16 protein-coding genes are annotated in these 23,693 nt (G+C 70.4%); 10 read left to right on the forward strand and 6 right to left on the reverse strand.

Going from position 1 to position 23,693, the window contains the following annotated elements; all coding sequences use genetic code 11:
• Nucleotides 1-459: 459 nt before the first annotated feature.
• On the reverse strand, nt 460-7,743 hold the full coding sequence (locus MKK84_RS01610; protein WP_243916290.1) for a hypothetical protein: 7,284 nt from the start codon (nt 7,741-7,743) through the stop codon (nt 460-462).
• 297 nt (nt 7,744-8,040) lie between these two features.
• Between MKK84_RS01610 and MKK84_RS01615 the strand changes: the two genes are divergently transcribed.
• Together MKK84_RS01615 and MKK84_RS01620 are read left to right on the forward strand one after the other, a co-directional pair.
• On the forward strand, nt 8,041-8,373 hold the full coding sequence (locus MKK84_RS01615; RefSeq protein ID WP_243916325.1) for an Hpt domain-containing protein: 333 nt from the start codon (nt 8,041-8,043) through the stop codon (nt 8,371-8,373).
• A 175-nt stretch (nt 8,374-8,548) separates the two neighbouring features.
• Nucleotides 8,549-8,869: a 2Fe-2S iron-sulfur cluster-binding protein gene (locus MKK84_RS01620; RefSeq protein WP_243916291.1), complete on the forward strand. Its 321-nt coding sequence runs from the start codon at nt 8,549-8,551 to the stop codon at nt 8,867-8,869.
• Between the two features lie 745 nt (nt 8,870-9,614).
• Here the strand turns inward: MKK84_RS01620 and MKK84_RS01625 are convergent.
• Nucleotides 9,615-10,790, reverse strand: a complete 1,176-nt coding sequence (locus MKK84_RS01625) for a vWA domain-containing protein (protein WP_243916292.1) — start codon at nt 10,788-10,790, stop codon at nt 9,615-9,617.
• 335 nt (nt 10,791-11,125) lie between these two features.
• On the opposite strand from MKK84_RS01625, the gene MKK84_RS01630 reads away from it, so the two are divergent.
• Nucleotides 11,126-11,533 carry a hypothetical protein gene (locus tag MKK84_RS01630; RefSeq protein ID WP_243916293.1) on the forward strand — a complete coding sequence of 136 codons (408 nt, stop codon included), beginning with the start codon at nt 11,126-11,128 and terminating at the stop codon, nt 11,531-11,533.
• Nucleotides 11,534-11,565: 32 nt separating this feature from the next.
• On the opposite strand, the gene MKK84_RS01635 is transcribed toward MKK84_RS01630, so the two are convergent.
• Nucleotides 11,566-12,546, reverse strand: coding sequence for a helix-turn-helix domain-containing protein (locus MKK84_RS01635; RefSeq protein ID WP_243916294.1), 981 nt, complete (start codon nt 12,544-12,546; stop codon nt 11,566-11,568).
• Nucleotides 12,547-13,227: 681 nt separating this feature from the next.
• Entirely contained in the window at nt 13,228-15,075 is a 1,848-nt protein-coding gene (locus MKK84_RS01640) for a cation:proton antiporter (RefSeq protein WP_243916295.1), read from the reverse strand.
• 287 nt (nt 15,076-15,362) lie between these two features.
• Between MKK84_RS01640 and MKK84_RS01645 the strand changes: the two genes are divergently transcribed.
• The 4 genes from MKK84_RS01645 to MKK84_RS01660 all read left to right on the forward strand — a co-directional run bounded on the left by MKK84_RS01645 (nt 15,363) and on the right by MKK84_RS01660 (nt 19,075).
• On the forward strand, nt 15,363-16,622 hold the full coding sequence (locus MKK84_RS01645; protein ID WP_243916296.1) for an ATPase: 1,260 nt from the start codon (nt 15,363-15,365) through the stop codon (nt 16,620-16,622).
• The gene (locus MKK84_RS01650) at nt 16,619-17,263 is read left to right on the forward strand and encodes a hypothetical protein (protein WP_243916297.1); all 645 of its coding nucleotides are present in this window, start codon (nt 16,619-16,621) and stop codon (nt 17,261-17,263) included. Before MKK84_RS01645 ends, MKK84_RS01650 begins: the two co-directional genes overlap by 4 nt.
• Before the next feature lie 258 nt (nt 17,264-17,521).
• Nucleotides 17,522-18,373 (forward strand): AAA family ATPase, encoded by an 852-nt coding sequence (locus tag MKK84_RS01655; RefSeq protein WP_243916298.1) that lies wholly within the window; start codon nt 17,522-17,524, stop codon nt 18,371-18,373.
• A gap of 177 nt (nt 18,374-18,550) precedes the next feature.
• Complete coding sequence (locus tag MKK84_RS01660; protein WP_243916299.1) at nt 18,551-19,075, forward strand: SixA phosphatase family protein; 525 nt, start codon at nt 18,551-18,553, stop codon at nt 19,073-19,075.
• Nucleotides 19,076-19,214: 139 nt separating this feature from the next.
• Here MKK84_RS01660 and MKK84_RS01665 read toward each other — a convergent pair whose 3' ends face one another.
• Complete coding sequence (locus tag MKK84_RS01665; RefSeq protein ID WP_243916300.1) at nt 19,215-20,246, reverse strand: alpha/beta fold hydrolase; 1,032 nt, start codon at nt 20,244-20,246, stop codon at nt 19,215-19,217.
• Nucleotides 20,247-20,430: 184 nt separating this feature from the next.
• On the opposite strand from MKK84_RS01665, the gene MKK84_RS01670 reads away from it, so the two are divergent.
• Together MKK84_RS01670 and MKK84_RS01675 are read left to right on the forward strand one after the other, a co-directional pair.
• Nucleotides 20,431-20,913: an Hsp20 family protein gene (locus MKK84_RS01670; protein WP_243916301.1), complete on the forward strand. Its 483-nt coding sequence runs from the start codon at nt 20,431-20,433 to the stop codon at nt 20,911-20,913.
• 144 nt (nt 20,914-21,057) lie between these two features.
• Nucleotides 21,058-22,059, forward strand: coding sequence for a GNAT family N-acetyltransferase (locus tag MKK84_RS01675; RefSeq protein WP_243916302.1), 1,002 nt, complete (start codon nt 21,058-21,060; stop codon nt 22,057-22,059).
• 121 nt (nt 22,060-22,180) lie between these two features.
• On the opposite strand, the gene MKK84_RS01680 is transcribed toward MKK84_RS01675, so the two are convergent.
• Entirely contained in the window at nt 22,181-22,630 is a 450-nt protein-coding gene (locus tag MKK84_RS01680) for an RNA polymerase subunit sigma-70 (protein ID WP_243916303.1), read from the reverse strand.
• 197 nt (nt 22,631-22,827) lie between these two features.
• Here MKK84_RS01680 and MKK84_RS01685 point away from each other — a divergent pair, with 197 nt between their 5' ends.
• Complete coding sequence (locus tag MKK84_RS01685) at nt 22,828-23,688, forward strand: Kdo hydroxylase family protein (RefSeq protein ID WP_243916304.1); 861 nt, start codon at nt 22,828-22,830, stop codon at nt 23,686-23,688.
• Nucleotides 23,689-23,693 lie beyond the last annotated feature (5 nt).

Here is a 23,693-nt window from a genome sequence, read left to right on the forward strand (position 1 = left end):
GAGCCACCGACGCGGGCACCGCCCCGTCCCCGGACCCGCCCAGTCAGCCACCGGGCGGGCCCCCGAAGGACGCCCCGGGATCGCTCCCAGGCCGCCGCGGACAGGTGGCGGCTAATGAGCACAAAATAGGAACATTGTCAACGGTGAATAGCGGGCGCTCTACGGCCGTCTCCTCCCGCTGCCCTCAGCCGGACTGCGCATTCACACTGCTGGGTCTGACACCAACGCGTTGAGAAGACAGAGCTTTTCCCCTCCCTCTTGTTGGGAGGGGCCAGGGGTGGGGGTGGTGCAGAAGGCACCGTGACGGCACATCCTGCGCGACCCCCACCTCCAGCTCCTCCCGCTTGCTCGAGCGATCCCGGGCAGGCCCGGGATCGCCAGGGGAGGAGAGGGCGTTGGCGCGGTTGCGGACAACAGAGCCCCTGAAGGGGGGTTAACGCCCCCGACCGGCGGGGCGCCCTACGCCCCGTCGAACCGCCCGCTGGCATGGGCCAGCATCGTGTAGACCTTGCCGGTCTCCGAGGTGAGATAGGCGTCGGTCCGCTTGGCGTCGCTGTCGTTCTTGACCACGTCGCCGAGCAGGCGCTCGAACTCGCTGACGTAGCGGTCGACGCTGCGGCGGAACTCCGCATCAGCCCGGTAGCGGCGTTGGATCTCCGTGAAGGTCGTCCGCCCCTGCGCCGTGTAGATCCGCGGGTCGAACAGGTTCGGCTCGCCGCGGCGGTAGCGTTCCCACAGGTCGACCGCGGTCTGGTGCTCGATCATCTTGGCGATGTCGGTCGAGATCGTGTCGAGGGCGATCCGCCCGGTCTCGGCGGCCGCCACGGCGGGCCGGCGGGCCGACGCGGCGGGGGCCGGCGCGTCCGTCGCCGGCACCTCCTCGTCGTCGTCCAGCGAGGCGCGGGTCAGCAGGTCAGACAGCCAACCCCGCTTGTCGCCGGTCCGCGCGGGTGCGGCGGCGCGGGCCGGTGGGGCCGGGCGGGGCGTCTCGCCCCGGGTCGCGCTCCCCGTAGCCGGCCGCGACACCGCCGGAAGCGCGGGCAGCGCGGGTGCCGGTGCGGCGGGCGGCGCCGACGCGAAGGCGACGGGGGGCGCAGGCTGGGAAGCAGCCGGCGCCGCGACGGCACGACCACCGCCCTCCGCGACCCGCCGCTGCGCCTGCGGCTGAGCGACGTCGACCGAGCGGCCGGAGCGGGAGACCAGGGACGAGAGCTCGTTGAGCGCCTTGATCTGGTCGGAGACCACCCGGCGCATCTCGCCGGTGGCATCCTGGGTCTCGCGGGGCAGGTCGAGCACGCCCTTGGCGAGTTCGGCGCGGGTCGCGTCGAGTTCGCCACGGATCGAGCCCGCCATATCGCGCAGGGCCGAGAAGGAGTCGCCGAAGCTGGCCTGGGCCTCCTGGAAGCCGGTGCGCATGTCGCGCGCCGCTTCCTCGATCGCCTGCCGCACGCCCTGGGCGGCCTTCTCGCCCTCGGCGCTGGCGCTGTCCTTCAGGTCGGCGAAGGCGCTGGTCACCGAGGCGCCGGCGCCCTCCGCGGTCCGGGTCAGCGTCTCGCCGACGCTGCGCGCCCGTTCCTCGGCGGCGCGCAGGGTCTGCTCGATCGTCCGCTCCAGAGCCTTGCCGTTCTCCTCCAGGGCGGCGGCGCGGGTCTCGAAAGCGGCCAGCGCCTCGGTCAGCGCCGTCTCGCGGCCCGAGAGGGTCGCGCCCAGCCGCTCCTCGATGGCGGCGAGCGACACGGCGGCCCGATCGAGGGCCGCGACGTGCGCGCCGGTTTGCTCCGCGAGCGAGCGGCCGCGGCCGTCGAGGGTCTCGGCGAGGCGGGAAGCCTCGCTCAGCGCCCCATCGGCGGCCCCGCGCAGGGCCTCGACCTGGGACGAGACGCCGGCGCTCGCCCGGCCGGTCTCGGCCGCGATGCGCTCCAGGGCTGCCTGGACCTGCTCGATCCGGCCGGCGAGGCCCCGCTCGATCGCGCCGAGATTGGTGTCGGCCCCGGCGACGAGGTCGCTGAGCGCCGTGTTGGCGGCCTCGATCCGATGGAGCAGGCTGCCGAGTTCGCGGCCCATCCGGTCATTGGTGTCGAACAGTTCCGAGAGGGTGCGGCCGGCCCCGTCCTCGATGGCGGCGCGCAGCAGCTCGGCCGAGGCCCGCGACTGCACGGCCAGCTCCTCGGTCCGCTCCCGCAGGCTGTCGGCCAGCGGCATGCCGGTCTCCGACAGCGCCCGCTCGATCGCCTCGGCCCGATCGGCCAGGGCACGCGCGAGGTCGAGCATCGGCCCGTCGATGGCGCCGCGCAGACGCTCGACATGGCCTTCCAACGCATCGCCGACGGTGCGCCCGCTCTGGTCGAGACCGGTGAGCAGCGCGCCGCCCCGGTCCTCAATGGCACGCACCAAAGCCTCGGCACTCTCCGCCAGGCGGCGCGACAGGGCTTCGCCGCGGGTATCGACAAGGGCACCCAGGGCGTCGGTACGCCGCTCGAACGCAGCCCCCAACGCCTCGACGCGCTCGTCGATCAGGCCGGCCAGGGCGTCCTCGCGCCGACGGAGCGTCTCGGCCAGAGCCGCATTGTGGACGTCGACCTGCTCGGCATGGGCGCGCGCCCGCTCGTCGAGGGCGGCGACGAGTGTGGCGGTGCGCTCGTCCACGAGGCTCGCGAAGGCGTCGTGGCGGTCGTCGAAGGCATTGGCCAGGGTGTCGGCACGCTGCGCCACCAGGGTCGCGAACAGCCGCATCCGGCTGTCGATGCGCTGGGTGAAGGCATCGGCGCGGGCATCGACGCCCTGAGCCAGCGCCTCGCTATGCGCCGACACGGCCTGCGCCAGGGACGCCGTGCGGTCCTGCACGACGCCGTCGAGGGCGCGCAGGCGGGTGTCGAACACCTCGACCAGCGCGCCGGTGCGGCCCTGGGCGGTGTCGAGCAGGGCCTGGCTGCGGTCGTCGAGCAGCCCCTCGATCGCCGCGCGGGCCTCCTCGAACGTGGTCCGCAGAGCCGCAACCCGGGCATCGACCCGCTCGGACACGTCGCGGCCACTCCCCTCGACGATCGCCCCGAGGCGGTTCTGCACCCGGTCGAACAGGGCCTGCAATTCGCCCGTCCGCTCGCGGAGAGTCTCGGCGAGCTGAGTCTCGCGGCTCTCCAGCAGGCCCGCGATCGCCGGATGCGCCTTGTCGATGGTCGCCTGAAGCGCCTGGGTCCGGTGCTCGATCGTGCCGGCGATCTGGCGACCGCGGGTGTCCACCAGGCGGTCGATCTCGCCCTGCGCCCGCTCGAACAGGCCCTGCAGATCGGACAGGCGGTTGTCGAGCACGTCCGCCATCTGGGCGGGCGCCGCGTCGAGGGTCGTGCGCAGGCTGTCGGTCCGGGCCGCGATGGCGTCGGCGACCTGCTGGCCGCGCCCATCCACGAGGTCGCGCAGGCCGGCCTGGGCCTCCTCGAACAGGGTCTGGAGACGCTGCGTGCGCGCATCGAGGGTGGCGGCGAGCTGGCGCTCGCGGGTCTCGACCAGGGCCGAGACGGCGGCCGGGGCCTCCTCCAGCACCGTGCGCAGGGACTGGATGCGGGCATCGACCGTGGCGGCGAAGCGGCCACCGCCGCCCTCGACCAGGGCATCGAGGGCCGTTTGGGCCTCCTCGAACAGGGTGCGCAGGGCCTGAGCCCGGGCGGTGAGCGTGTCGGCGAGGCGGTTGCCGCGCCCCTCGACCAGGGACTCGAGGTGGCCGAGCCGCTCGTCGAACAGGCTGCCGAGCTGACGCGTCCGGTCGTCCAGGGCGCCGGTCGCGGTGCCGAAGGCGCCGTCGAGCGCGGCGATCAGCGCCTGGCCGCGGCCGTCCAGCGCCTCGTTGATCGGGCCCATGCGGCCGTCGAGGGTGGCGGCCAGGGTGCCGGCATGGCCGTCCAGCATCACGCGGATCTGGTTGGTGCGGTCGTCCAACAGGGTGTGGACCGTGCGCACGCCGTCGTCGAGCAGGCCGCTGATGTCGGCGGTGCGGCTCGACAGGGTGTGGCCTAGGCGGCCCTCGCCGTCATTGAGCATCCGCTCGGCATCCGCGATGGTCTGCTGGAGCTTGGCCAGCACGCTCTCGCCGCGCTGGTCGATCAGCTCGGACAGCGACGTGCCGCCACGGTCGAACAGGCGGGCGAGCTCGGTGATCCGGCCGCCGATCGCACCGAACACGGCACGGCCCTTCTCGTCGAACTCACCCGACAGGGCCGCGATGCGCTGGTCGATCTCGCGGGCCAGCTGATCGGCGCGCTCCGCGAAGGCGGCACGGACGGACTCGGCGCGGGCAGCGAGCGTCGCGTCGGCGCTCTCGGTGCGCTCGTCGACCAGACGGACGAGCGCCTCGCCGCGGGTCGACAGGGCGGTCTCGAGGCCGCTCGTGGCCTCCTCGATCGTCGCCGTGAGGGCGCGGACGCGCTCCGCCATGGCGCCGTCGAGGCCGCCGGTCCGGTCGGTGATCGTCGCGACGAGGTCGCGGGTCCGGCCGGCCAGTTCCTCGTCGACCGCGCGGGTGCGGGCCTCGATGACGCGGATCGTCTCGAAGGCCTGGACGCCGAAGCTTTCGTCCACGAGGCGGGCGCGCTCGTCCAGCGCGTCGGCGATCGCCTGGAGGCGGCTGACCACGCCGGTATCGAACTGACCGGCGCTCTCCTCGATCCGGCGGGCGATCTCGCCCGTATGCCGGGCGATGTCCTGCCCGAGCCCGGAGGTGCGGCCCTCCAGCATCTCCATGAGGCCGCGATGCCCGTCGGCCATAATGCGCGCCATCTCGTCGGTGCGGGCGCGCAGGGTCTCGTCCACCGCGGTGGCGCGGTTGCCGAGGTGGCTGTCGATGTGGCCGACGAGTTCCGCCACGGCCGCGCCGATCTCGGCGGCCCGCTTCGCGGAGCGCTCCTCCAGGCTGCCGAGATGGGTCTCGATCAGGCTGCCGGCCTCGTGGGCGCGGGCGGTGATCGTCTCGGCGACGGCCTGACCCTTGCCGGTCAGCAGGCGGTCCATCTCTTCCAACCGGGCGCCGACGGTCTCGCCGAGCGCCGCGGTGTCGCGGCCGATCCGGTCGGCCAGGATGTCGCCGCGGGCGATGGTTTCCTGCAGGGCGGCGAGGCGGTTGCCCAGGGTCTCGTCGATCGCCCGGACGCGGCCGTCGGCGGTCTCGGCGAAGCTCGCACCGGTCTGGCTGAGGGTGTCGGCGATGCGCGCGCCCTGGCTCGCCACGGCGAGCACGATGTCGCGGCCCGTGCCGCTGATCCGAGTCTGGGTCTCGTCTGCGTGGCCGGCGAGCAGCTCGGCGACGCTCCGTCCGTGTTCGCCGAAGGCCGCCTCCATCTCGCCGATCCGGGCGGCGAGGTCGGCCGAGATCGCGCGGGCGGCCTCGGCGAGGCTGCCGGTGGCGTCGCCGGTGCGGGCAGCGAGTTCGCGGTTGAGGTCGTCGAGGGCGGCGCGGACGGCCGAGACCGCCTCCGTGCCGCGCGTTCCGAGATCCGTGCCGGCGCGGTCGGCGGCTTCGAGGAACCGGGCCATGAGGGCGGCGGTCTCGGCCTCGACGGTGCTCGCCACCTCGGTCGAGGCGGTGCGCAGGGTCTCCAGGGTCGCGGCGAGACGCGCGGCGGCGTCCCGGGTCTGAGCCTCGGCGGCGGTGCCGGTCTGCTCGGCGGCGGCGCGCAGCGCCTCGGCGGCTTCCTCGGTCCGCGTCGCCAGGGCAGCGGCGGACTCGGCGACCCGCCGCTCCATGACCCGGACAGCTTCGAGAGTCCGGGCCTCGACCGCACCGGTGGCGGCCTCGGTGGTCCCGTGCAGGGCGGTGGTGGCCGCCTCGGCGCCACGCCGGAGCGCCGCGACCGCCTCGGCGGTACGGTCGTCGATCTCGACCGACAGACCCTCGACCGTGCCGCGCAGGGATTGGACCGCGCCGGCCGCGCCGGTCTCGAAGCCCCGGCCCAGGGCCGCGAAGGCGGCTTCCAGGCTGGCCGCGACCGTGTCGGTCCGCTGCGCGATGCCGCTCCCGGCGCGCTCCGCCGCAGCGGCGACCCGCGTCTCCAGATCGGCCGCCCGCACCGTCACGGTCTCGTCGAGCCGCGCCGCGACACCGTCCATGCGTTCGGCCACGGCACCGCCGCGCTCCGTCAGCGCGTCGGCGATCCGCTCGGCGGCGCCGATCAACTCGTCGCGGACGATGCCGGCCCGGGCCGACAGGGCGTCGCCGGCACCGCCGGCTGCAAGCGCCAGGGCGGCCTGCGCATCGCGTCCGCGGCCCTCGATCGCCTCAGCGACCGACAGACCCGTGGTCTCGATCTCGGCCCGAAGCGCCGTGCCGCGGCCGGCGATGTCCTGGGCGAGGGCCGAGCCGGTCTCGGCGAAGCGCGCCGTGATCTCGGCGCCCATCGCGCCGAACCGGTCGGTCAGCTCGGAGCCGCGCGACAGGAACACGCTCTCCAGCCCGGTTGCCGAGCGCTCGAAGTTCTCGCGCACCGCACTGGCCTGGCGCTCCAACGCCGCCCCGACCTGCGCGCCGGTCTCCTCCAGGCTCCGGGCCAGGGTGCCGGCATTCTCTGTGAGACGGCCCGCCAGGGCGGTGCCGGCGGCCTCGAAGGCACCGGTCGCCTCGCCGGCCCGGCTCTCGAAGGCGTGGGTCAGGCCCGCGCCGACCTCCTGAAGGGTGCCGCGCACCGCCTCGCTGGTGGCGGTCAGCGTGTCGATCAGGTCGCTGCCGCGGGCGGTCATCAGGCCGACCACCCGGTCCCCGGCCTCGCCGAGGGAGTCCGTGATGGCGGCGCCGCGGGTCTCGAGGGCCCCGGTCACGCGCTCGCCCGCGCCGGTCAGGGCCGTCACGATCCGGTCGGACGCGCCCTCCAGCTCCTGGCTCAGGCTCTGATGCGAGCCGGTGATGGCGTTGCGCACCCGGTCGGCGTTGGTGACGATCGCCTCGCGCTGCGCCACCAGCTCCTCCACGAGGGAGCGGATGCGGATCTCGTTGTCGGAATAGGCGCGCTCCAGGGTGGCGATCTCGCCGCGCACCAGGGTCTCCAACTCGCCCGCGCGGGCCAGCGCCCGCTCGACGCCGTCGCCCACGGCGGCCACCTCGCGGCGCACGGTCTGCGACATGGTCAGGACCGCGTCGGTCGAGAAGCTCTCGGGCTCGGCGAGCCGCACCGCGACCTCGCCGACTGCCCGGGCGACGAGGCGCATCTCCTGCGCGCGCACCGCCAGCATGGCGGCGATCACGAACAGCACCACGGGTCCGAGCAGCGCAGCGGCGCCGACGCTCGCCTGAAGCGCCGTGAGCCCCGCGACGACGCCGCGCAGATCGCCCTCGGACTTGATCCAGGCGACCAGCACGAGGAGGCCGATCCAGGCGAGGCCGGCCGCGAGCGCGACGAGATACGGCTTGGGCGAGGAGCGCACCCGCAGAGTCTGTTGCAGGATGCCGATGTTGCGCCGGTCGTCGTTGGCGACAAGCGACCGGTCGGGCGGCAGGAGGCCGCCTTCCCGGCGCGGGCGCTCGAGGCCGGGCGGGGGCAGGTCGGAGGCGAGCGGCGGGTCGAGGTCCAGGCGTGGCGGCATGGTCCGGCCAGCCGCGTCCATCCCCCCGTCGCGCAGGGGATCGGTATCGCCGACATCGGGCAGGCGCGGCTCAGCGCGGCCGTCGAGGCCGGTCGGCGTCAGGGCGTCGAGGTTCAGCGCCTGCTCAATCGCAGAGAGCGCGGCCTCGGCCGGGTCCTTCAGCTTCTTCTCGGTCGCCATTCAACGCCTCGTGACACGGGTTCACCGGCACCTCGGGGGAGGCTGATGCCGGAGACGCAACGCCCCGTTTACCATTACAAGATTAGACCTGAGCAGCGATTGCCGATACCCGAGTCCCGGTCAGCCCCAGAAAACGTTAACCGAATGGTTACCGACCCTGCCGCTCACCGCGCCCGCATCGTGCCGCAGGGAAGGGGTCCGGCGCGATCCCCGACTGGCGAATCAGGGGGTGAATTGTGTGGATCAGATCCGCAATCCCCAGAGAACACCGAATCCAACGGCTCCGGCGCACCGCCGATCGACCGTTCGGTCGGTCCTGCGATAGACCGGGCGGCCCTCGACGCCCAGACCGGAGGCGACGCCGATCTCGCCCGCGAGGTCCTGGCGCTGTTCGCCGACCAGTGCCGGTCGATCCTGCCCCGGCTGGCCGATCCGGACCTGTCGCGGCCTGAGCGCGCCGACCTCGCCCATACCCTGAAGGGCTCGGCCGCGGGCGTCGGAGCCACGCGGGTCCATGCGCTGGCGGATGCCGCGGAGACGCGCCTGCGGGGGGAGGAACATGGGGGTGTCGACGACCTCGCGGAAGCGGTCGACACGGCGCTGCGCGCGATCGCGGACGGCCGCGCCTGAGGGCAAGGCCGCCATCCATAAGGTCGCGGGCCGTTCCGGAAACAGGGGTGCAGCGATGCGGCGATCGATCCGGGACGGGTGTCAATCGCCGCGCTTGCATTCCGTGGGTTCAACCGCCAATCAGTCACGCCGCCCGTTGGACTGATTTCGCCCGACGCGAGCCCGGAGCCCCAGCATGCCCAAGATCACCTACGTCGACCACGCCGGGACGGAAAGGACCGTCGAAGGCAGTGTCGGCGCGACCGTGATGGAGACGGCACTGCGCAACAACGTGCCGGGCATCGACGCGGAATGCGGCGGCGCCTGCGCCTGCGCCACCTGCCACGTCTACGTCTCGGCGGACTGGATCGAGGCGGTCGGCAAGGCCCAGGACATGGAGCAGGACATGCTCGATTTCGCCAGCGACGTGCGCGAGAATTCCCGCCTGTCCTGCCAGATCAAGATCACCCCGGCGCTCGACGGGCTCGTGGTGACGACCCCGACGCAGCAGGGGTAGGATCGCGTCCCGTGCTGAAGCGGAACGCCGCGATTCAAGATGAGCGCGCGTGACGACGGTTGGACTCCGGCAGAACCGGAAGCCGGCGCCTCCTGGGGAGACGACCCGGCAGCGCGAGCGGCCCTTCTGGCAATCGCGAGGGCGGACATCGAAAGCGGCCGTTTCATCGCGGACAGCGATGTGAATGCCTGGCCTGAGGCCTGGGAGAAGGGGGACGCTGTCGCGCTTCCCGAGGCCTCGACCCGCTGACTCAAGCGCCAAGGCTCGATGCGCTCCTCGTCCCCTCAGAGCTACAGGATACAGAGGTTTCAGGTTTCGGCAGGCTCGGCCGCCGGCTTGAAAAAGCGCGGGGCCCCTCTCCCGTGTGGACTGCGGTCTTCACCCATCTGCGCCGACGCTCTCTCCTCCCCCTTGTGGGGAGGGGAAACGCGCTTGTTTCTCAAATCCTTGGCGTTTCGTGGAGACGTGTAGATCCGCTTGCGCGCACCGGAGAGGGGGCACGCTGCGCTCTCCCACGACCTGAGTGTCCGACGCAGATATGTGAATTTCGCAGACGACAGACGGCTGAGATGCACGGAGCCGGCTGCTCCTTCTTCACGCGCGACATACGAAACCGGCCACCCCTGTGAAAGAGGACACTGCCGCTGTCCTGGCAGAACGCGTCCTGCCCATGCCAGACCCATGTCAGCGGTCGACCTTCAAGGCCCGGTCACCCGAGCCACCACGATCAGCCCATCCACGATCCCTACCGCACCAGCGCCCGTGCCGCCGCGTCGAGCCCCTCCAGGGTCAGCGGGAACATCCGGCCCGAGACCAGCCGCTGCACCATGCCGATCGACTGCGTGTAGCCCCAGTGCGTCTCCGGCACTGGGTTGAGCCAGGCCGCCTTCGGGAAATGGTCGAGGAGCCGCTGCATCCAGACGGCGCCGGCCTCCGCGTTCCAGTGCTCGACCGCGCCGCCGGGCGCGGCGATCTCGTAGGGGCTCATCGAGGCGTCGCCCACGAAGATCAGCCGGTAGTCGCTGCCATAGGTGCGGATCACGTCGAGCAGCGGCGTCTGCGCCTCGTGGCGCCGCCGGTTCTCGGTCCAGACCGCCTCGTAGGGGCAGTTGTGGAAGTAGTAATGCGCGAGATGCTTGAACTCCGAGCGCGCCGCCGAGAACAAAGCCTCGGCTTGCTCGATATGCCAGTCCATCGAGCCGCCGACATCGAGGAACAGCAACACCTTCACGGCGTTGCGCCGCTCCGGCCGCAACTTCACGTCGATGTAGCCCTGGCGGGCGCTCGCGCGGATCGTGCCGTCGAGGTCGAGTTCCTCGGCCGCCCCCGCCCGGGCGAAGCGGCGCAAGCGCCGCAGCGCGAGGCGCATGGTGCGCGCGCCGATTTCGCGATCGTCGTCGAGATCCTTGAACGTGCGCTTGTCCCAGACCTTCACGGCGCGGAAGTTGCGGTTTCCGTCCTGGCCGATGCGGATCCCTTCGGGATTGTAGCCGTAGGCGCCGAACGGCGAGGTCCCGCCGGTCCCGATCCACTTGGAGCCGCCCTGATGGCGCCCCTTCTGCTCGGCCAGCCGCTGCTTGAGGGTCTCGAACAGCTTGTCCCAGCCGAGCGCCTTCAACTCCGCCTTCTCGGCCTCGGTCAGGTATTTTTCCGCGAGCTTGCGCAGCCACTCTTCGGGAATGGGCGTCGGCTCGACCGCCTCGCCGAGGGTCTCCAGCCCCCTGAACACCGTACCGAACACCCGGTCGAACCGGTCGAGATGCGCCTCGTCCTTCACCAAGGCCGTGCGCGACAGGAAGTAGAAGGCCTCGACCTCGTGCCCGGCCAGCCCCTGGTCGAGGCCGCCCAGCAGCGTGAGGTACTCCCTCAGGGAGACGGGGACCTTGGCGTCTCGCAGGGCCGTGAAGAACTGCAGCAGCATCTGAGACAAACGCGCCAGTTGGCGATGCGGGTCAAGTCCAGGCGAATCGAAACCACCGGCCCCAAGCCGCTCTGGACTTTCCGTCAGCGACCGCGAGTCTTCGCGAATGGTCGACAAGATTCAGCGCCGAAGCCCGAGTCGATTTCGGCACCCCCGAGAGTCTCTCCGGGCTCTCGACTCGCAAAATCTGGGCATAAGTCGTCGAATCTGTTGATATGTGCCGCAGCACCCCTCGGGCAGTCACGCAATCCGTCATGGGAATCGCTCAACTCGATGGATCGAGTGGGTGCGGACGCGGCGACGCGGTCCGCACAGGACAAGCGAGGAGGCCTGCAATGGCGGTCATCCTGCGGAATCTGACGGAATTCAAGCGGTTTCTCGGGAAGCCGGGGGCGACGATTCAGTTGGTGCGCAACACCTTCATGGACCGTCAGCCCGCGGCGACCCGGGAGGCCTATCGCGACAAGGGCATGTACGTCCCGCGGACGGTGCAGGCCCTGTCGCGCAAGGCCGCCGTGTTCACCCTGCGGGGCCATCCCGGCACGGTCTGGCTTTACTGGGATAAGGGCGCGCGCGGCTGGCGCTTCTCCGGCGACACCGTGACGGTGCCGCTTGTCACCGGCCTGGGGCCCGCCGATGAGCTGGTCTACCGATGCAGCTTCGCCGAGGGGTTCGAGCCGGCGACGCGCAACCGCGTGGTGCGGCGCCCCAAGGTCACAGAGGCGCAGCCCGCCTTCGTCTGACGAAAACCCGCGGCCTCTGTGCGCCGATCCGTTCACCGTGAGGCGGACAGCCAAGGCCGCGTCGTTTGCGCGGCCCGCGTGAAGCTGGACGCGGCCTTGTACTCCGTCGGCGTGTGCCCGAACCGCTCTTTGAAGCGGCGGGAGAAATGCGCCTGGCTGGCGAACCCGCATTGATACGCAATGAGCCCGACCGGCACGGAGATGTGGGCCAGATCGGCGAGCTTCGTGCGCGCCAATTGCAGACGCCGCTCCCACATCCAGTCCATCAGCGCGATGTTCTCCGCGCTCGCCACCTCCTGAAGCCGGCGGACCGAGATGTTGAGCGCAGCCGCGACGTCGTTGATCGACAGGCCCTCGACGCCGATGTGCTCGGTGATGAAGGCCTGCGCCCGGCTTACGATCGCGGCGCCGCTCAGAGACCGGGGTGGATCGGTTTGCAGCTTCTCGGAGAAGCCCGCCGCGATGAGCTCGACGGCGACCGCGGCCATCCGCGCCTGCCGATCCGGATCGAGCGTCGCGCCGTGCTTGATCAGCGACGCGAGGTATGAGGCGATGATGGGAAAGCTCGTCTGCGTCGCGTCGATCGACAGGCCCGTCAGGGACCGGGCCGGCCCGACCGCCTGCTCCAGCACAGCCCGCGGGATGAAGACGTTGATGATGTCCAGGCCCTCCGGATGGGCACCCAGAAAGGGCTGGGTGTTGTCCATGAGCGAGATCCCGCCGGGGCTGGACCTGCAGTATCGGCCGTGCTCCAGATTGAAGACCCGCTCGGAGGCGAGGATGACGAGATAGGTATCGTTATCCGAGGATCGGATGTGCGACTTCGCCCGGCTCATGGCGTGCGGCGTGCCGACGTAATGACCGATCGCGAGATTATCGACGGTCAACGCGTTCAGTGCGGCGTGAAACCCCTTCCGCTCCACGTCCACGAACTCGAAACCGCCGAACATGGATCGGCAGGTCTCGATCCAGTAATCGAAGCGCGCGCCGGGCGGCACTTCGTCGGTGCTCATCTTCAGCGTCGCGTAAGCGGAGATATCGCGCTTTCCGCCGATCCGGGGGAACCGGCCATCCCCTTCATACATGGCGGCCCCGCCCGATGCGGCCCGGCCCGATCGGATCGAGCCAGCAGCGCGACGGCTGGTCTTTCGTCGCGGTCGGTCGCATTCGATGCGCAGCCATCACCGTCAGGATACGTGTTCCGGCCCTCATGAGGCTCGCCGACCGATACAGACTGGCCCGCCGGAGACACGTTACAGTGGTAAAAAATATTTAACAACTCGCATCCGCAATCAAGACTCCGGTGAGACCCCATCGTCCCGCGAATACATCATTATCAGTTCGACATTTCAACGTTATTCTAATATTTCGCCTAATAAATACATCTAAAAACAAATAAAACCAACGTATATCAAAAAAATTATTGTTTACATATGTTCAAACCGATACGATATCGTGCTGCCTGCGGGTCGACACGGTCGCAGGGGTACGTCTCCCCAGCTGCCCATCCGTGCCACAGGCGACTACGCCATGTCTGGGTCAGAACGCACCGGATCGGCGCAAGGGCGCAGTTGAAGCCGTCCGTCGATCGACCAAATCCAGCGCGCGGTCATTCCTCTGGGTCCGGCAGCCGGCTGGGCCTGGGCTGAGAGCATCAGCCCAGGCGGTGGCTTCCGACTTTCGAAAAAGCCGGCTCACGCCTCCTGGCCGGCCGCCGCCTGGGGCTCCGGCTCCCGCTTGACCGGCGGCTTGCCCAGGGTCTTGCCCACGGTGCGGCGGGCCCGGAAGATCGGCTTGGCCTCGTTCTCGCGCTTCTTGAGCAGGGCGCGGTATTCGTCCCGCCGCTCGTGGATCGACGCGATGACGAGCCCCATCGGCACGCCGACATCGACCAGCACCGCCTCCGACAGTTGCAGCGAGGCCTCGATCGTCTCCGGCACCGCGTCGTCGACCCCGAGTTCGTAGAGCGCCGTGGCGTGGCGGGCGTCGCGGGCCCGGGCCACGATGGTCAGGTCCGGCCGCTCGGCGCGGGCCGCCGTCACCGCCGCCTCGACCGCCCGGGGGCTGTCGAGCGTCACCACCAGGGCGCGCGCCGAGGCGATATCGCAGTGGCGCAGGATCTCGGTGTTGCCGGAATCGCCGAAATAGACCGGCTTCCCGGTGCGGCGCTGCTCGGCGACCCGGGCGGGGTCCGAATCGAGGGCGAGATACGGGATCTTGTGCTTCTCCAGCATCTCGCCGACCTGCCGGCCGACGCGGCCGAAGCCCGCGACGATCACCCGGTTCTCCACCTTCTCGGGAAGCGGTGTCTGCGCCCCCGCGGCGGCCTGGGCCTGAGCGGTCGCCCGTTGCTTGAGCCGCCGGCCGACCGCCGCGAGCGCCGGGATCATGATCATCGTGACGGTGGTCACCACCAGGGCGGCGGCCCCGACCTCGTCGGGCACCAGCCCGGTCGCCATGGCGCCGCCGATCAGCACGTAGGCGAATTCCCCGCCCGGCCCGAGCAGCAAGGCCGTCTCGATCGCCACCGGCCGGGGGATCTTCATCACCGGCGCCGCCATCACCACCACGGCCCCCTTGATGGCGACCAGCGCCAGGGCGAGACCCAGGATCGCGCCCGGGGTCGCCATGAGCTGGGCCGGATCGAGGTTCATCCCCACCGAGACGAAGAACACGCCGAGCAGCAGGCCCTTGAACGGGTCGATGGTCGCCTCGATCGCCCGGCGGTACTCGGTCTCGGCGAGCAGCAGGCCCGCCACGAAGGCGCCGAGCGTCATCGACAGGCCGCTCGCCGCCGCGGTCAGCGCCGTGCCGACGATGACGAGGAGGCAGGCCGCCATGAACAGCTCGGTCGAGCGCGTGCGCGCCACGAGCTGGAACAGCGGGCGCAGGGCGAGGCGGCCCGCGATCACGATCAGCACCAGCGCCACCGCCGCCTGGCCCAGCGCCATGGCCAGCGCCCAGCCCTTGTCGCCCCCATCGTCGCGGCCGAGCACCGCGATGGCGAACAGGGCCGGCGCCACCGCCAGATCCTGGAACAACAGCACCGCGAAGCTCGTGCGCCCGGTGGGGGCGTTGAGCCGCTTCTGCTCGGCCAGGACCGGCAGCACCACCGCGGTGGAGGAGAGCGCGAGCCCGATCCCCACGATCGCGGCGCCGACCAGCGGCACGTTGAGCCCGTAGAGGATCATCGCCAGGATCAGCGTGGAGCAGCCGACCTGCAGCGAGCCGAGGCCGAAGACCAGCCGCCGCAGGGTCCGCAGACGCTCCCAGGACAGCTCGATCCCGATCATGAACATCAGGAAGATCACGCCGAACTCGGCGAGATGGGAGATCTCGGCCCGGTTGCCGATGGTGAAGAGGTGGACGAACGGATAGGCCTCCGCCAGACGGCCGAGGCCGTAGGGTCCGAGCAGGGCGCCGGCGCCGATGAAGCCGAGCACCGGCGAGATCCGCAGGCGGTGGAACAGCGGCACCACGATCCCCGCGGTGACGAGGAACAGGATCGCTTCCTTGTAGGAACCCGGATGGACCTCTGGCATCGGCGTCGGATCGAACCTCGTCTCTGGCGGCGGCGGGGGTGCCGATCACGGCTTCGCGATCATGGGTCCCAGGCCGACGGGGAGCAAACGAATTCCTGCCAGGTTCAGGTGTGCTGCGACACAAGCCGGATACATGAATCGGGTGAGACATTTCCGCCACCCGGGCGGCGGGCCCGGTATCGTACAGTGCAGGCGTGCGCGGCGGCCTAAAATCGGCACAATGCGCGCATACACGCAGGAGTTAAACCGGGGTTAAACTCGGCTGGCTGTGCCCGGGACCGGACCCGATGGAAGTGTTGAGGCCGATGATCTCCATCAAATCGATCTTTGCCGGTCCCAAAGCGCCCCCCAACCGCGACCGCAAGCGCGAGGAGCGCGAGTGGAGGCTCGAATCGGACCGCTGGCGCCATCAGCGTCACGTCGATCGGGGCTACCGCGTCAAATGGGGCTACGTGGCGATCGCCTACCTCGTCGAGTTCATGGTGATCGGCGCCTCGCTCTGGGGCGCGTGGCTGTTCGCGGGCGTCTACAGCGACGGCGACTGGCACGCCTTCTATTTCATGCTGCTGGCCCCCCTGGTCTACGCCGCGGTGGAGCTGTGCCGGGTGCCGCTGGGCATCCTGGCCCGCACGCAGCGCTCGCATTTCGTGCGCGGGCTGGCGGTGCTCGGCATCATCTTCGCCGCCGGCGTGACCACCAAGTCGGTGTCGCAGCTCGGCGAGATGATGTTCCATCCCCGGCTGATGGAGGCCGCCAAGGCCAAGACGGCCCTCAAGGACGCCCAGGCCGACCGCGCCACGATCGGCGACCGGATCAAGGCGGCGGACGAGCGCGTCGCCCAGTACACGGTCGAACTCGACCAGATCGAGAAGCGCGCCGCCGACAACGCCCAGCAGCTCGCCGGCCTGCCGGCCCAGCGCTGCGAGCGGGTCTTCGGCACCAACAGCAAGGGCCGGTCGTACCAGAACCTGAAATGCCTCGCCGACCCGCGGGTGGCGGCCCTGTCGGCGCAAGTCAGCAAGGCTTCGACCGACCGCGCTGCCCTGGTCAAGAACCTCGAGGAGGCCCGCAAGGCCCGCGCGGCGCTCGATCCTGGCGCCGCCGACCGGCGCGTTGCCGATGCCGAGCAGGGCTACCGCAACGCGGTCAACCGCTCGCAGCTCCACTCCTTCACCGCCATGGTGTACGGCGTCGATCCGATCGACGTGACCGAGAGTCAGGTCCACGCCTTCCTGCGGATCTTCGTGTTCGTGCCGGCCATCTGCGCCGCCTTCGCGTCGACGATCCTGGCGCTCTGCGCGGTCTCGACCCGCCGGACCTTCATGGATGAGGACGACCTCGGCGCCGCCGTGAACCCGGAGGCCGCCCCCTACATGCTGGACGCGATCGCCGACGCGCTGCGCTCGAACCCTGAGCCGATCCTGCCCCGGGCGGCCAACGCCTCCGGGGCGGTCATCCCGATGAACCGGCCGGTTCCGGGCCAGCAGGCCCTGCCCGGGCAGAACGCTCCGGGCCAGACCCTGCCAGCCGCGGGAGCGGGCGCATGAACTACGTCGCCGGCGGAACCCCTGAGAACGTCGCCCTCGCTCAGCAGGTGAATTCCCGCCTGCGGGCGGATTCGAGCTACGTCGCGGCCCGGGCCTTCCTGTTCCGGGCCTTGGGCTTCGGGGCCTTCCTGTGCCTCGCCGGAATTGGCGTCGGCGCGGCAGCCTATGGCTGGGCCACGCTCAACCAGTTCGATACGGCGGCGGAGAAGATCGCCTCCGCCATGCAGGCCGCGCTCTCGGACGTGACGCTCAAGACCAAGGGCGAGGTCACGCTCACCGACAACACGCTCAAGCTCGAAGGTCTGCCCAAGGCCGCCACCGGGTCACCGACCCCCACCCGGGCGCAGCTCGGCAGTGACGCCACCCCGGCCTCGAAGGCTGCGGTGAACACCACCTTCACGGTGTTCAAGCAGGTGCCCTATCTCGACGGGCAGATTGTGACCGGCTGGAACTTCAAGGACAACGCCGATCAGCCCTACCAGCAATATTGCTACTTCTCCCGCCGCACGGCCGAGGCGAAGGGTCAGGTCGAGATCAAGATCGACCTCGCCATGGACGGCAAGACCCTGCCGCAGCCGCAGAAGTCGGACGTGAACCTGGAGATCCTGGCCCGGAACTGCGTCTGGCACGAGAAGGGCTGAGGCAGGCCCAAGGAAAAGCTCGAGGATCCGATCCTCAGCCTCATCCTGAGGTGCCGTAGCGTAGCGGAGGCCTCGAAGGAGCCCTCCAGGAATCGCGCGGCTGACTGGAGCCCTCCTTCGAGGCCCGCTGACGCGGTCACCTCAGGATGAGGGGGTGGGTGGGACAGGCGCTGTCAGCGAAGCCGCGCCGTCAACCGCTTGCGGCCCGCCCGCACCCCGCGTTACCCGTTCTCCCAGGCCCCTCTCTCCGAGACCGCGATGCGCTTTTCCGGCACCGAGTCCTACGTCGCGACCCCCGACCTCACGGCAGCGGTCAACGCCGCCGTGGTGCTCGAACGGCCGCTCCTCGTGAAGGGCGAGCCCGGCACCGGCAAGACCGTGCTGGCCGAGGAGATCGCCAAGGGGCTGAACGCGCCGCTGATCGTCTGGAACATCAAGTCCACCACCAAGGCGCAGCAGGGGCTCTACGAGTACGACGCGGTCTCGCGGCTGCGGGATTCCCAGCTCGGCGACCCGAAGGTCTCGGACATCGCCAACTACATCCGGCGCGGCAAGCTCTGGGAGGCGTTCACGGCGCCCGAGCGCCCGGTCCTGCTGATCGACGAGATCGACAAGGCCGATATCGAGTTCCCCAATGACCTGCTCACCGAACTCGATCGGATGGAATTCCACGTCTACGAGACCGGCGAGACCGTCAAAGCCGTGCGGCGGCCGATCGTGATCATCACGTCGAACAACGAGAAGGAATTGCCGGACGCGTTCCTGCGCCGCTGCTTCTTCCACTACATCACGTTCCCCGATGCCGAGACGCTGCAGCGGATCGTCGACGTGCACTATCCGGGCATCAAGCACCGCCTCGTCGAGGAGGCCCTGCGGACCTTCCTGGCGATGCGCGAGGTGCCGGGCCTCAAGAAGAAGCCCTCGACCTCCGAGTTGCTCGACTGGCTGAAGCTCCTCGTGTCCGAGGACATCGCCCCCGAGACCCTGCGCGAGCAGGACGGCCGCAAGCTGATCCCGCCCCTGCACGGGGCGCTCCTGAAGAACGAGCAGGATGTCAGCCTGTTCGAGAAGCTCGCCTTCATGATGCGGCGCGAGCAGCGGGGCGGCTGACGCGCACCGCGCTTTCGGCTAGAGCCGTGCCCCATCGCGTTGCAATCGTGCGCGGCGCCAAGCTTTTGTTGTGACGCGCTCTCTTACGCCGAACCGGTGTCCACTTCGGCGGAGAGCGCTCTAACCGGCATCACGAGACCGCGAGGCCGGTCCGAAATTCTTGCAGGGGCTGACGTCATGCGCAGGCTGATCCTGTTGCGGCACGCCAAGTCGGACCGCCCGGCGGGCGTCGCCGATCACGGCCGACCGATCAACGACCGGGGCCGGCGGGCCGCGCCGGCCGTGGGGACTCGTCTCGCCGAGGAGGGTGTGCGGCCGGACCTTGCCCTGGTCTCGACGGCCCAGCGCACCCGGGAGACCTGGGAGGCGATGGCGGCCATGCTCGGCGACCCCGAGATCCGTTGGCAGCGCGAGATCTACGAGGCCTCGGCGCACCAAATTCTGACGGTGATCCAGTCGGCGCCCGACAGCGCCGCCACGGTGATCGTCGTCGGCCACAATCCGGGGTTGGGCGATCTGGCTTCGGACCTCGGAGGGGAGGGGCCGCGCGCCGTGCGCAACCGCCTGGCGCTGGAATTCCCCACCGCCGCCTACGTGGTGATCGATTTCGACACGGACAGCTGGGCCGAGATCGGCCCGGGGCAGGGACGTCTGGACCGGTTCGTCCGCCCCCGCGACATCGACCCGGATCTCGGCGGCTGAAGCGTCACGGGATCCCAAAGGGCTAAAGCCCTTTGGCGGGGTGTCGGGGCGGGGCCCCGATATCGGGCTTCGCCCGAGCCCATCAGGGCTCTGCCCTGAACCCGCAAAAGGGCTCGCCCTTTTGAAACCCTGACGTCCGTCACGCCACCGGCACCGCGATGGCGTGCGTGGCGACCTCCGCGTGGGAGGGCAGGGGCGAGCCCGGCACGAACGCCTCGAAGGCCGCCCAGAAATCCTGCCGGATCGCATCGCGCTCGGACAGGATCTCGTGGCGCGAATCCGGCAGGACCAGGATGTGGCCGGCCTTGAGCCGCGCGGCGAAGCGTTCGGTGTCGGGGGTTCCGCAGACCGGATCGGCGCCTGCGGCGACGATCAGGGTCGGCAGGGTGATGCGCGGCGCGGCGCGCGGATCGCGCAGGCGCGCCATCGCCCGGAACGACTCGGCGAGCCACGCGATCGTCGGATCGCCGACCGCGCCGGCGCCGACCTGCCGGGCCGCCGCGGCGTTGCGGGCGTAACGGACGGGATCCCGCGTCAGGCGGTTGCCGGGATAGGGATTGGTGGCGATCGAGACCGGCTTGCCGAACGGGATGTAGCGGCCCCCGAGCCCGAGCCGGTGCAGACCCTGGGACAGCAGGGATGCCCCGGCCGGCCAGCGGATCATCCGGATCGACAGCATCGGCGCCACCGTCACGAGGCGCCGGAACGGCAGCCAGCCGTCGAGCGCCCCGAGCAGAGCGACGCATCCGCCCATCGAGTGGGCGAGCCCGACATGCGGCTCCGGCATGAGCGGCATCAGCACGGTTTCGGCGACGGCCCGCAGGTCGAGCCGGTAATCGTCGAACCGGGCGACGTGGCCCTTGTGGGGGTCGTCCACCCGCCGGTCCGACTCGCCCTGTCCGCGCCAGTCGAAGGCGACCACCGCGAAGCCGCGGGCGCGCAGATCGCGGATCGTCTCGTAGTACTTCTCGATGAACTCGGCCCGCCCCTGGAGCAGGCAGACCGTGCCCCGGCAGGTGCGCGTTCCGGATTGCCAATAGGCCGCCCGCAAAGTGCAATCGTCGCGCGTACCCACGGCGATCAGGGTGCCGCCAGGCGGGACCGGATTGTCGGGCGTGTCGCGCAGGGTGAGCAGCGGCTCACCCCCGGCCTTTCGCTCGAACCGCTTCATCGCCCCTCCTCATGCACCGCGGGAGCGTAGCGAAAAAATCTCACTTTTCCCTACGCGCCGGGGTCTTGAACCCCGATTTTCCCCCTCCGATATCTCGTCTGTGCCGGCCATCCGGCGGCACGAAAGACGGGTCCGGCCCCTCGGGGCGGACCGGAATTGCATGTTGCTCACACGAGGATATGTCATGCGTCAGTTCGATCTTGCGCCCCTCTACCGTTCGACCGTCGGCTTCGACCGGCTGTTTTCCGCGCTCGACCAGTTCGCCAGCGCCGAGGCTGCGCCCACCTACCCGCCCTACAATATCGAGCGGACCGGCGAGAACGCCTACCGCATCACCGTCGCGGTCGCCGGCTTCACCGAGGCCGACCTGTCGATCGAGGTGCGGGAGAACGCGCTCACGCTGAAGGGCGAGCGCAAGTCCGAGACCAAGTCGGAATTCCTGCACCAGGGCATCGCGGCCCGCACCTTCGAGCGCCGCTTCCAGCTCGCCGACCACGTCCAGGTGACGGGTGCGGCCCTGGAGAACGGCCTCCTCCACATCGACCTCGTCCGCGAGGTTCCGGAGGCGAAGAAGCCGCGCCGCATCCAGATCGCCACGGCCGGACGCGCCAGCGCTCCGGTGATCGAGGGTGACGTCCGCACCGACGCGGTCCAGCAGGCCGCCTGACCGCGCCCGAACGCGCGGCTTTGTAAGAGCGCCCCGGTCCCCGGCCGGGGCGCTTTCGTATGGCGGCTGTCATAATGGCGTATCCACGCCGTGCTCTGCTTCCAGAGGAGCGGCGCACGACGCGCACCCGGAGCAAACCGGATCATGGTCGCCAATCTCGCCCGCGGAGCCTACAGCGCACTCGGTGCCGGGTGGCACAAGGGCGTGCAATGGGGCGTCGGCGCGCCGATCGCGAAGCTGAGGCGGCGTCACGCGCATCTCCGGGTCCCTGCGGGCGGTCCGACCGGCATCGCCGACGTACTTTCGGCCGAGCAGGCGATCCGCCTGCCCGAGCCGTTCGAGGGGCGCAGCCTCGGCCGCATCGGCAACCTCGAAGTGCGTCTGGCGACGAAGAGATCCGAGATCCGCCGGGCGCAGCGCCTGCGCTTCAAGGTGTTCTACGAGGAGATGTCGGCGGTGCCCTCCGGGCTCGCGGCCCTGTCGCGCCGGGATGCCGACGGCTACGACGCGCTCTGCGACCACCTCCTCGTCCTCGACCACACCCCGCCGAAGCGGAAGAAGCCCTTCGCCAAGCCCCGGCCGAAGGTGGTCGGCACCTACCGGCTGCTGCGCAGCGAGGTGGCCAAGCGCCATGCCGGCTTCTATTCCGAGAGCGAGTACGACCTCGTGCCGCTGCTCGCCGCCCAGGGGCACCGGCGGATCCTGGAATTGGGTCGCTCCTGCGTGCTCAAGCCCTATCGGGGCAAGCGCACCGTCGAATTGCTGTGGCAGGGGATCTACGCCTACGTCCTGCACCACCGGATCGATGCGCTCATCGGCTGCGCCAGCCTGGAGGGCACCGATCCGGACCGGCTGGCCCTACCGCTCGCCTTCCTGCACCATCATGCCCGCGCGCCCGAGGGCTGGCGGGTCCGCCCGCTGCCGGAGCGCGCGGTGGCGATGGACCGGCTGCCGAAGGAGGCGGTGGATCCGAAGGCCGCCCTGCAGAGCCTCCCGCCCCTGATCAAGGGCTACCTGCGCCTCGGCGCGACCTTCGGCGACGGCGCGGTGATCGACCGCCAGTTCGGCACGACGGACGTGTTCGTGACGCTGCCGGTGGAGACGATCGGCGCGCGCTACCGGGGGCATTTCGCGCCGGCGGGGTGAGGGGCCTAGGTCCGCACGACCTCCATCCCGTCAGCGCCCTTATCCTGAGGTGCCGGAGCACAGCGGAGACCTCGAAGGAGGGGGGCTGTTGAAAGGTACCAGACACCCCTCGGTCCGCTCCCTACAAATCCCCCAGCGCCAATTGCCCCTGGTTGCGGGCCTTCGGGGGGGCAGCCTTGCGCTCCTTGGGCCGGCTGGCGGTGGCCCGCGCGACCGGCGGCTTCCTCGGCTTCGGGTCCCCCCGCATCCGGGCGACCGCCTTGTCGCGGGCCACGGCCTCGGGGGCGCTCGGATCGTCGGACAGCCACTTGCCGCGCTTGATCACCTCGTTCACCCGGCCCTGATTCACCCCGACCTTGAAGGCGATCTCCTGCTGGGTCATGCCGGTGCTGGCATGCAGGTCCAGGATCGCCCGGGCGAGTTCCGGGGTCATCTTCTGGCCCGTGAGCCGCCGGGCGGGCTTGACCGTGCGGGTCGCGCGGTCGCGCTCGCGCAGGCGCTCCAGCAGCGCCAGCGCCATGTTCATGCCATGCTCGCGCAGGGCTTCCTCGAATTCCTTCAGGGTCGCCATCGGCGCCATCCTCCGCCGGGCACTTGGGCCGGTCATGCTCAGGAGAACGTGGCGGGAACGGCCGGGTTGCGCAAGCCGCGCCGGGCCGGCCTCCCGGATGCCGTGCGGTCATCCACCGGAAATGCAGGCTCTGGCCTCGCCGCGGGCGCTCGGTTACAGGGGTCCGGCATCCGAGACGGCAGGGTCAGCCCGGCACGATGATCAGTCCGATCCGCACAGTCGCCTCAGGCGAATCCCCCGGCTCCCTGGCGCGGGAGCTGGAGGCCGGGGCGGTCCTGCTGTTTCCCGACCTGCCGTTCCCGTTCACGGAGTTCGAGCGCCGCTTCACCGAGCGCCCCTTCGCGGACGGCAAGGCCAAGAACGTCAACATCCGCGGCGAGGCGGCGCATCTGCGTGGGGCGGCCGGCACCCCGGAGGAGCAGGAGGCCCTGCGCCAGCTCCTGATCCGCTACCGCGCCTTCGCCCGGGACCTGATCGGCACCTACCTGCCCGACTATGCCGACCGGGTGAGTCTCGCCGGCACCTCGTATCGCCCCTTCGACGTGGACCGGCGCAAGCTGAGCTGGCGGCGCGACGACACGCGGCTGCACGTCGATGCCTTCCCGTCGAACCCGATCGGCGAGAAGCGGATCTTGCGGGTGTTCCGCAACATCAACCCGGCGGGCGAGCCGCGCCGGTGGCGGGTCGGCGAGGATTTCGGGTCGATGGCGGAGAAATTCCTGCCCCGGCTCCCCGGTTATTCGGCACTTTCGGCGCGTCTCCTCGCGACGCTGCGCGTCACCAAGGCCAAGCGCTCCGAATACGATCACCTGATGCTGCACCTGCACGACGCGCTCAAGCAGGACGAAGCCTATCAGGCCTCGGCCCCCCAGGCCGATGTCGCGTTCCGCCCCGGCGAAACCTGGGTGACCTTCTCGGACCTCGTGATGCACGGGGCCATGGGCGGCCGCTACATGCTGGAGCAGACCGCCTATCTGCCGGTCACCGCCCAGGCCGACCCCAGTTTAAGCCCACAGCGCATCCTGGCGGCCAAGCTCGGCCGCCCCCTTCGAACCTGAGAGAG

It is taken from the genome of Methylobacterium sp. E-065, assembly GCF_022829605.1.
Lineage (GTDB): Bacteria > Pseudomonadota > Alphaproteobacteria > Rhizobiales > Beijerinckiaceae > Methylobacterium.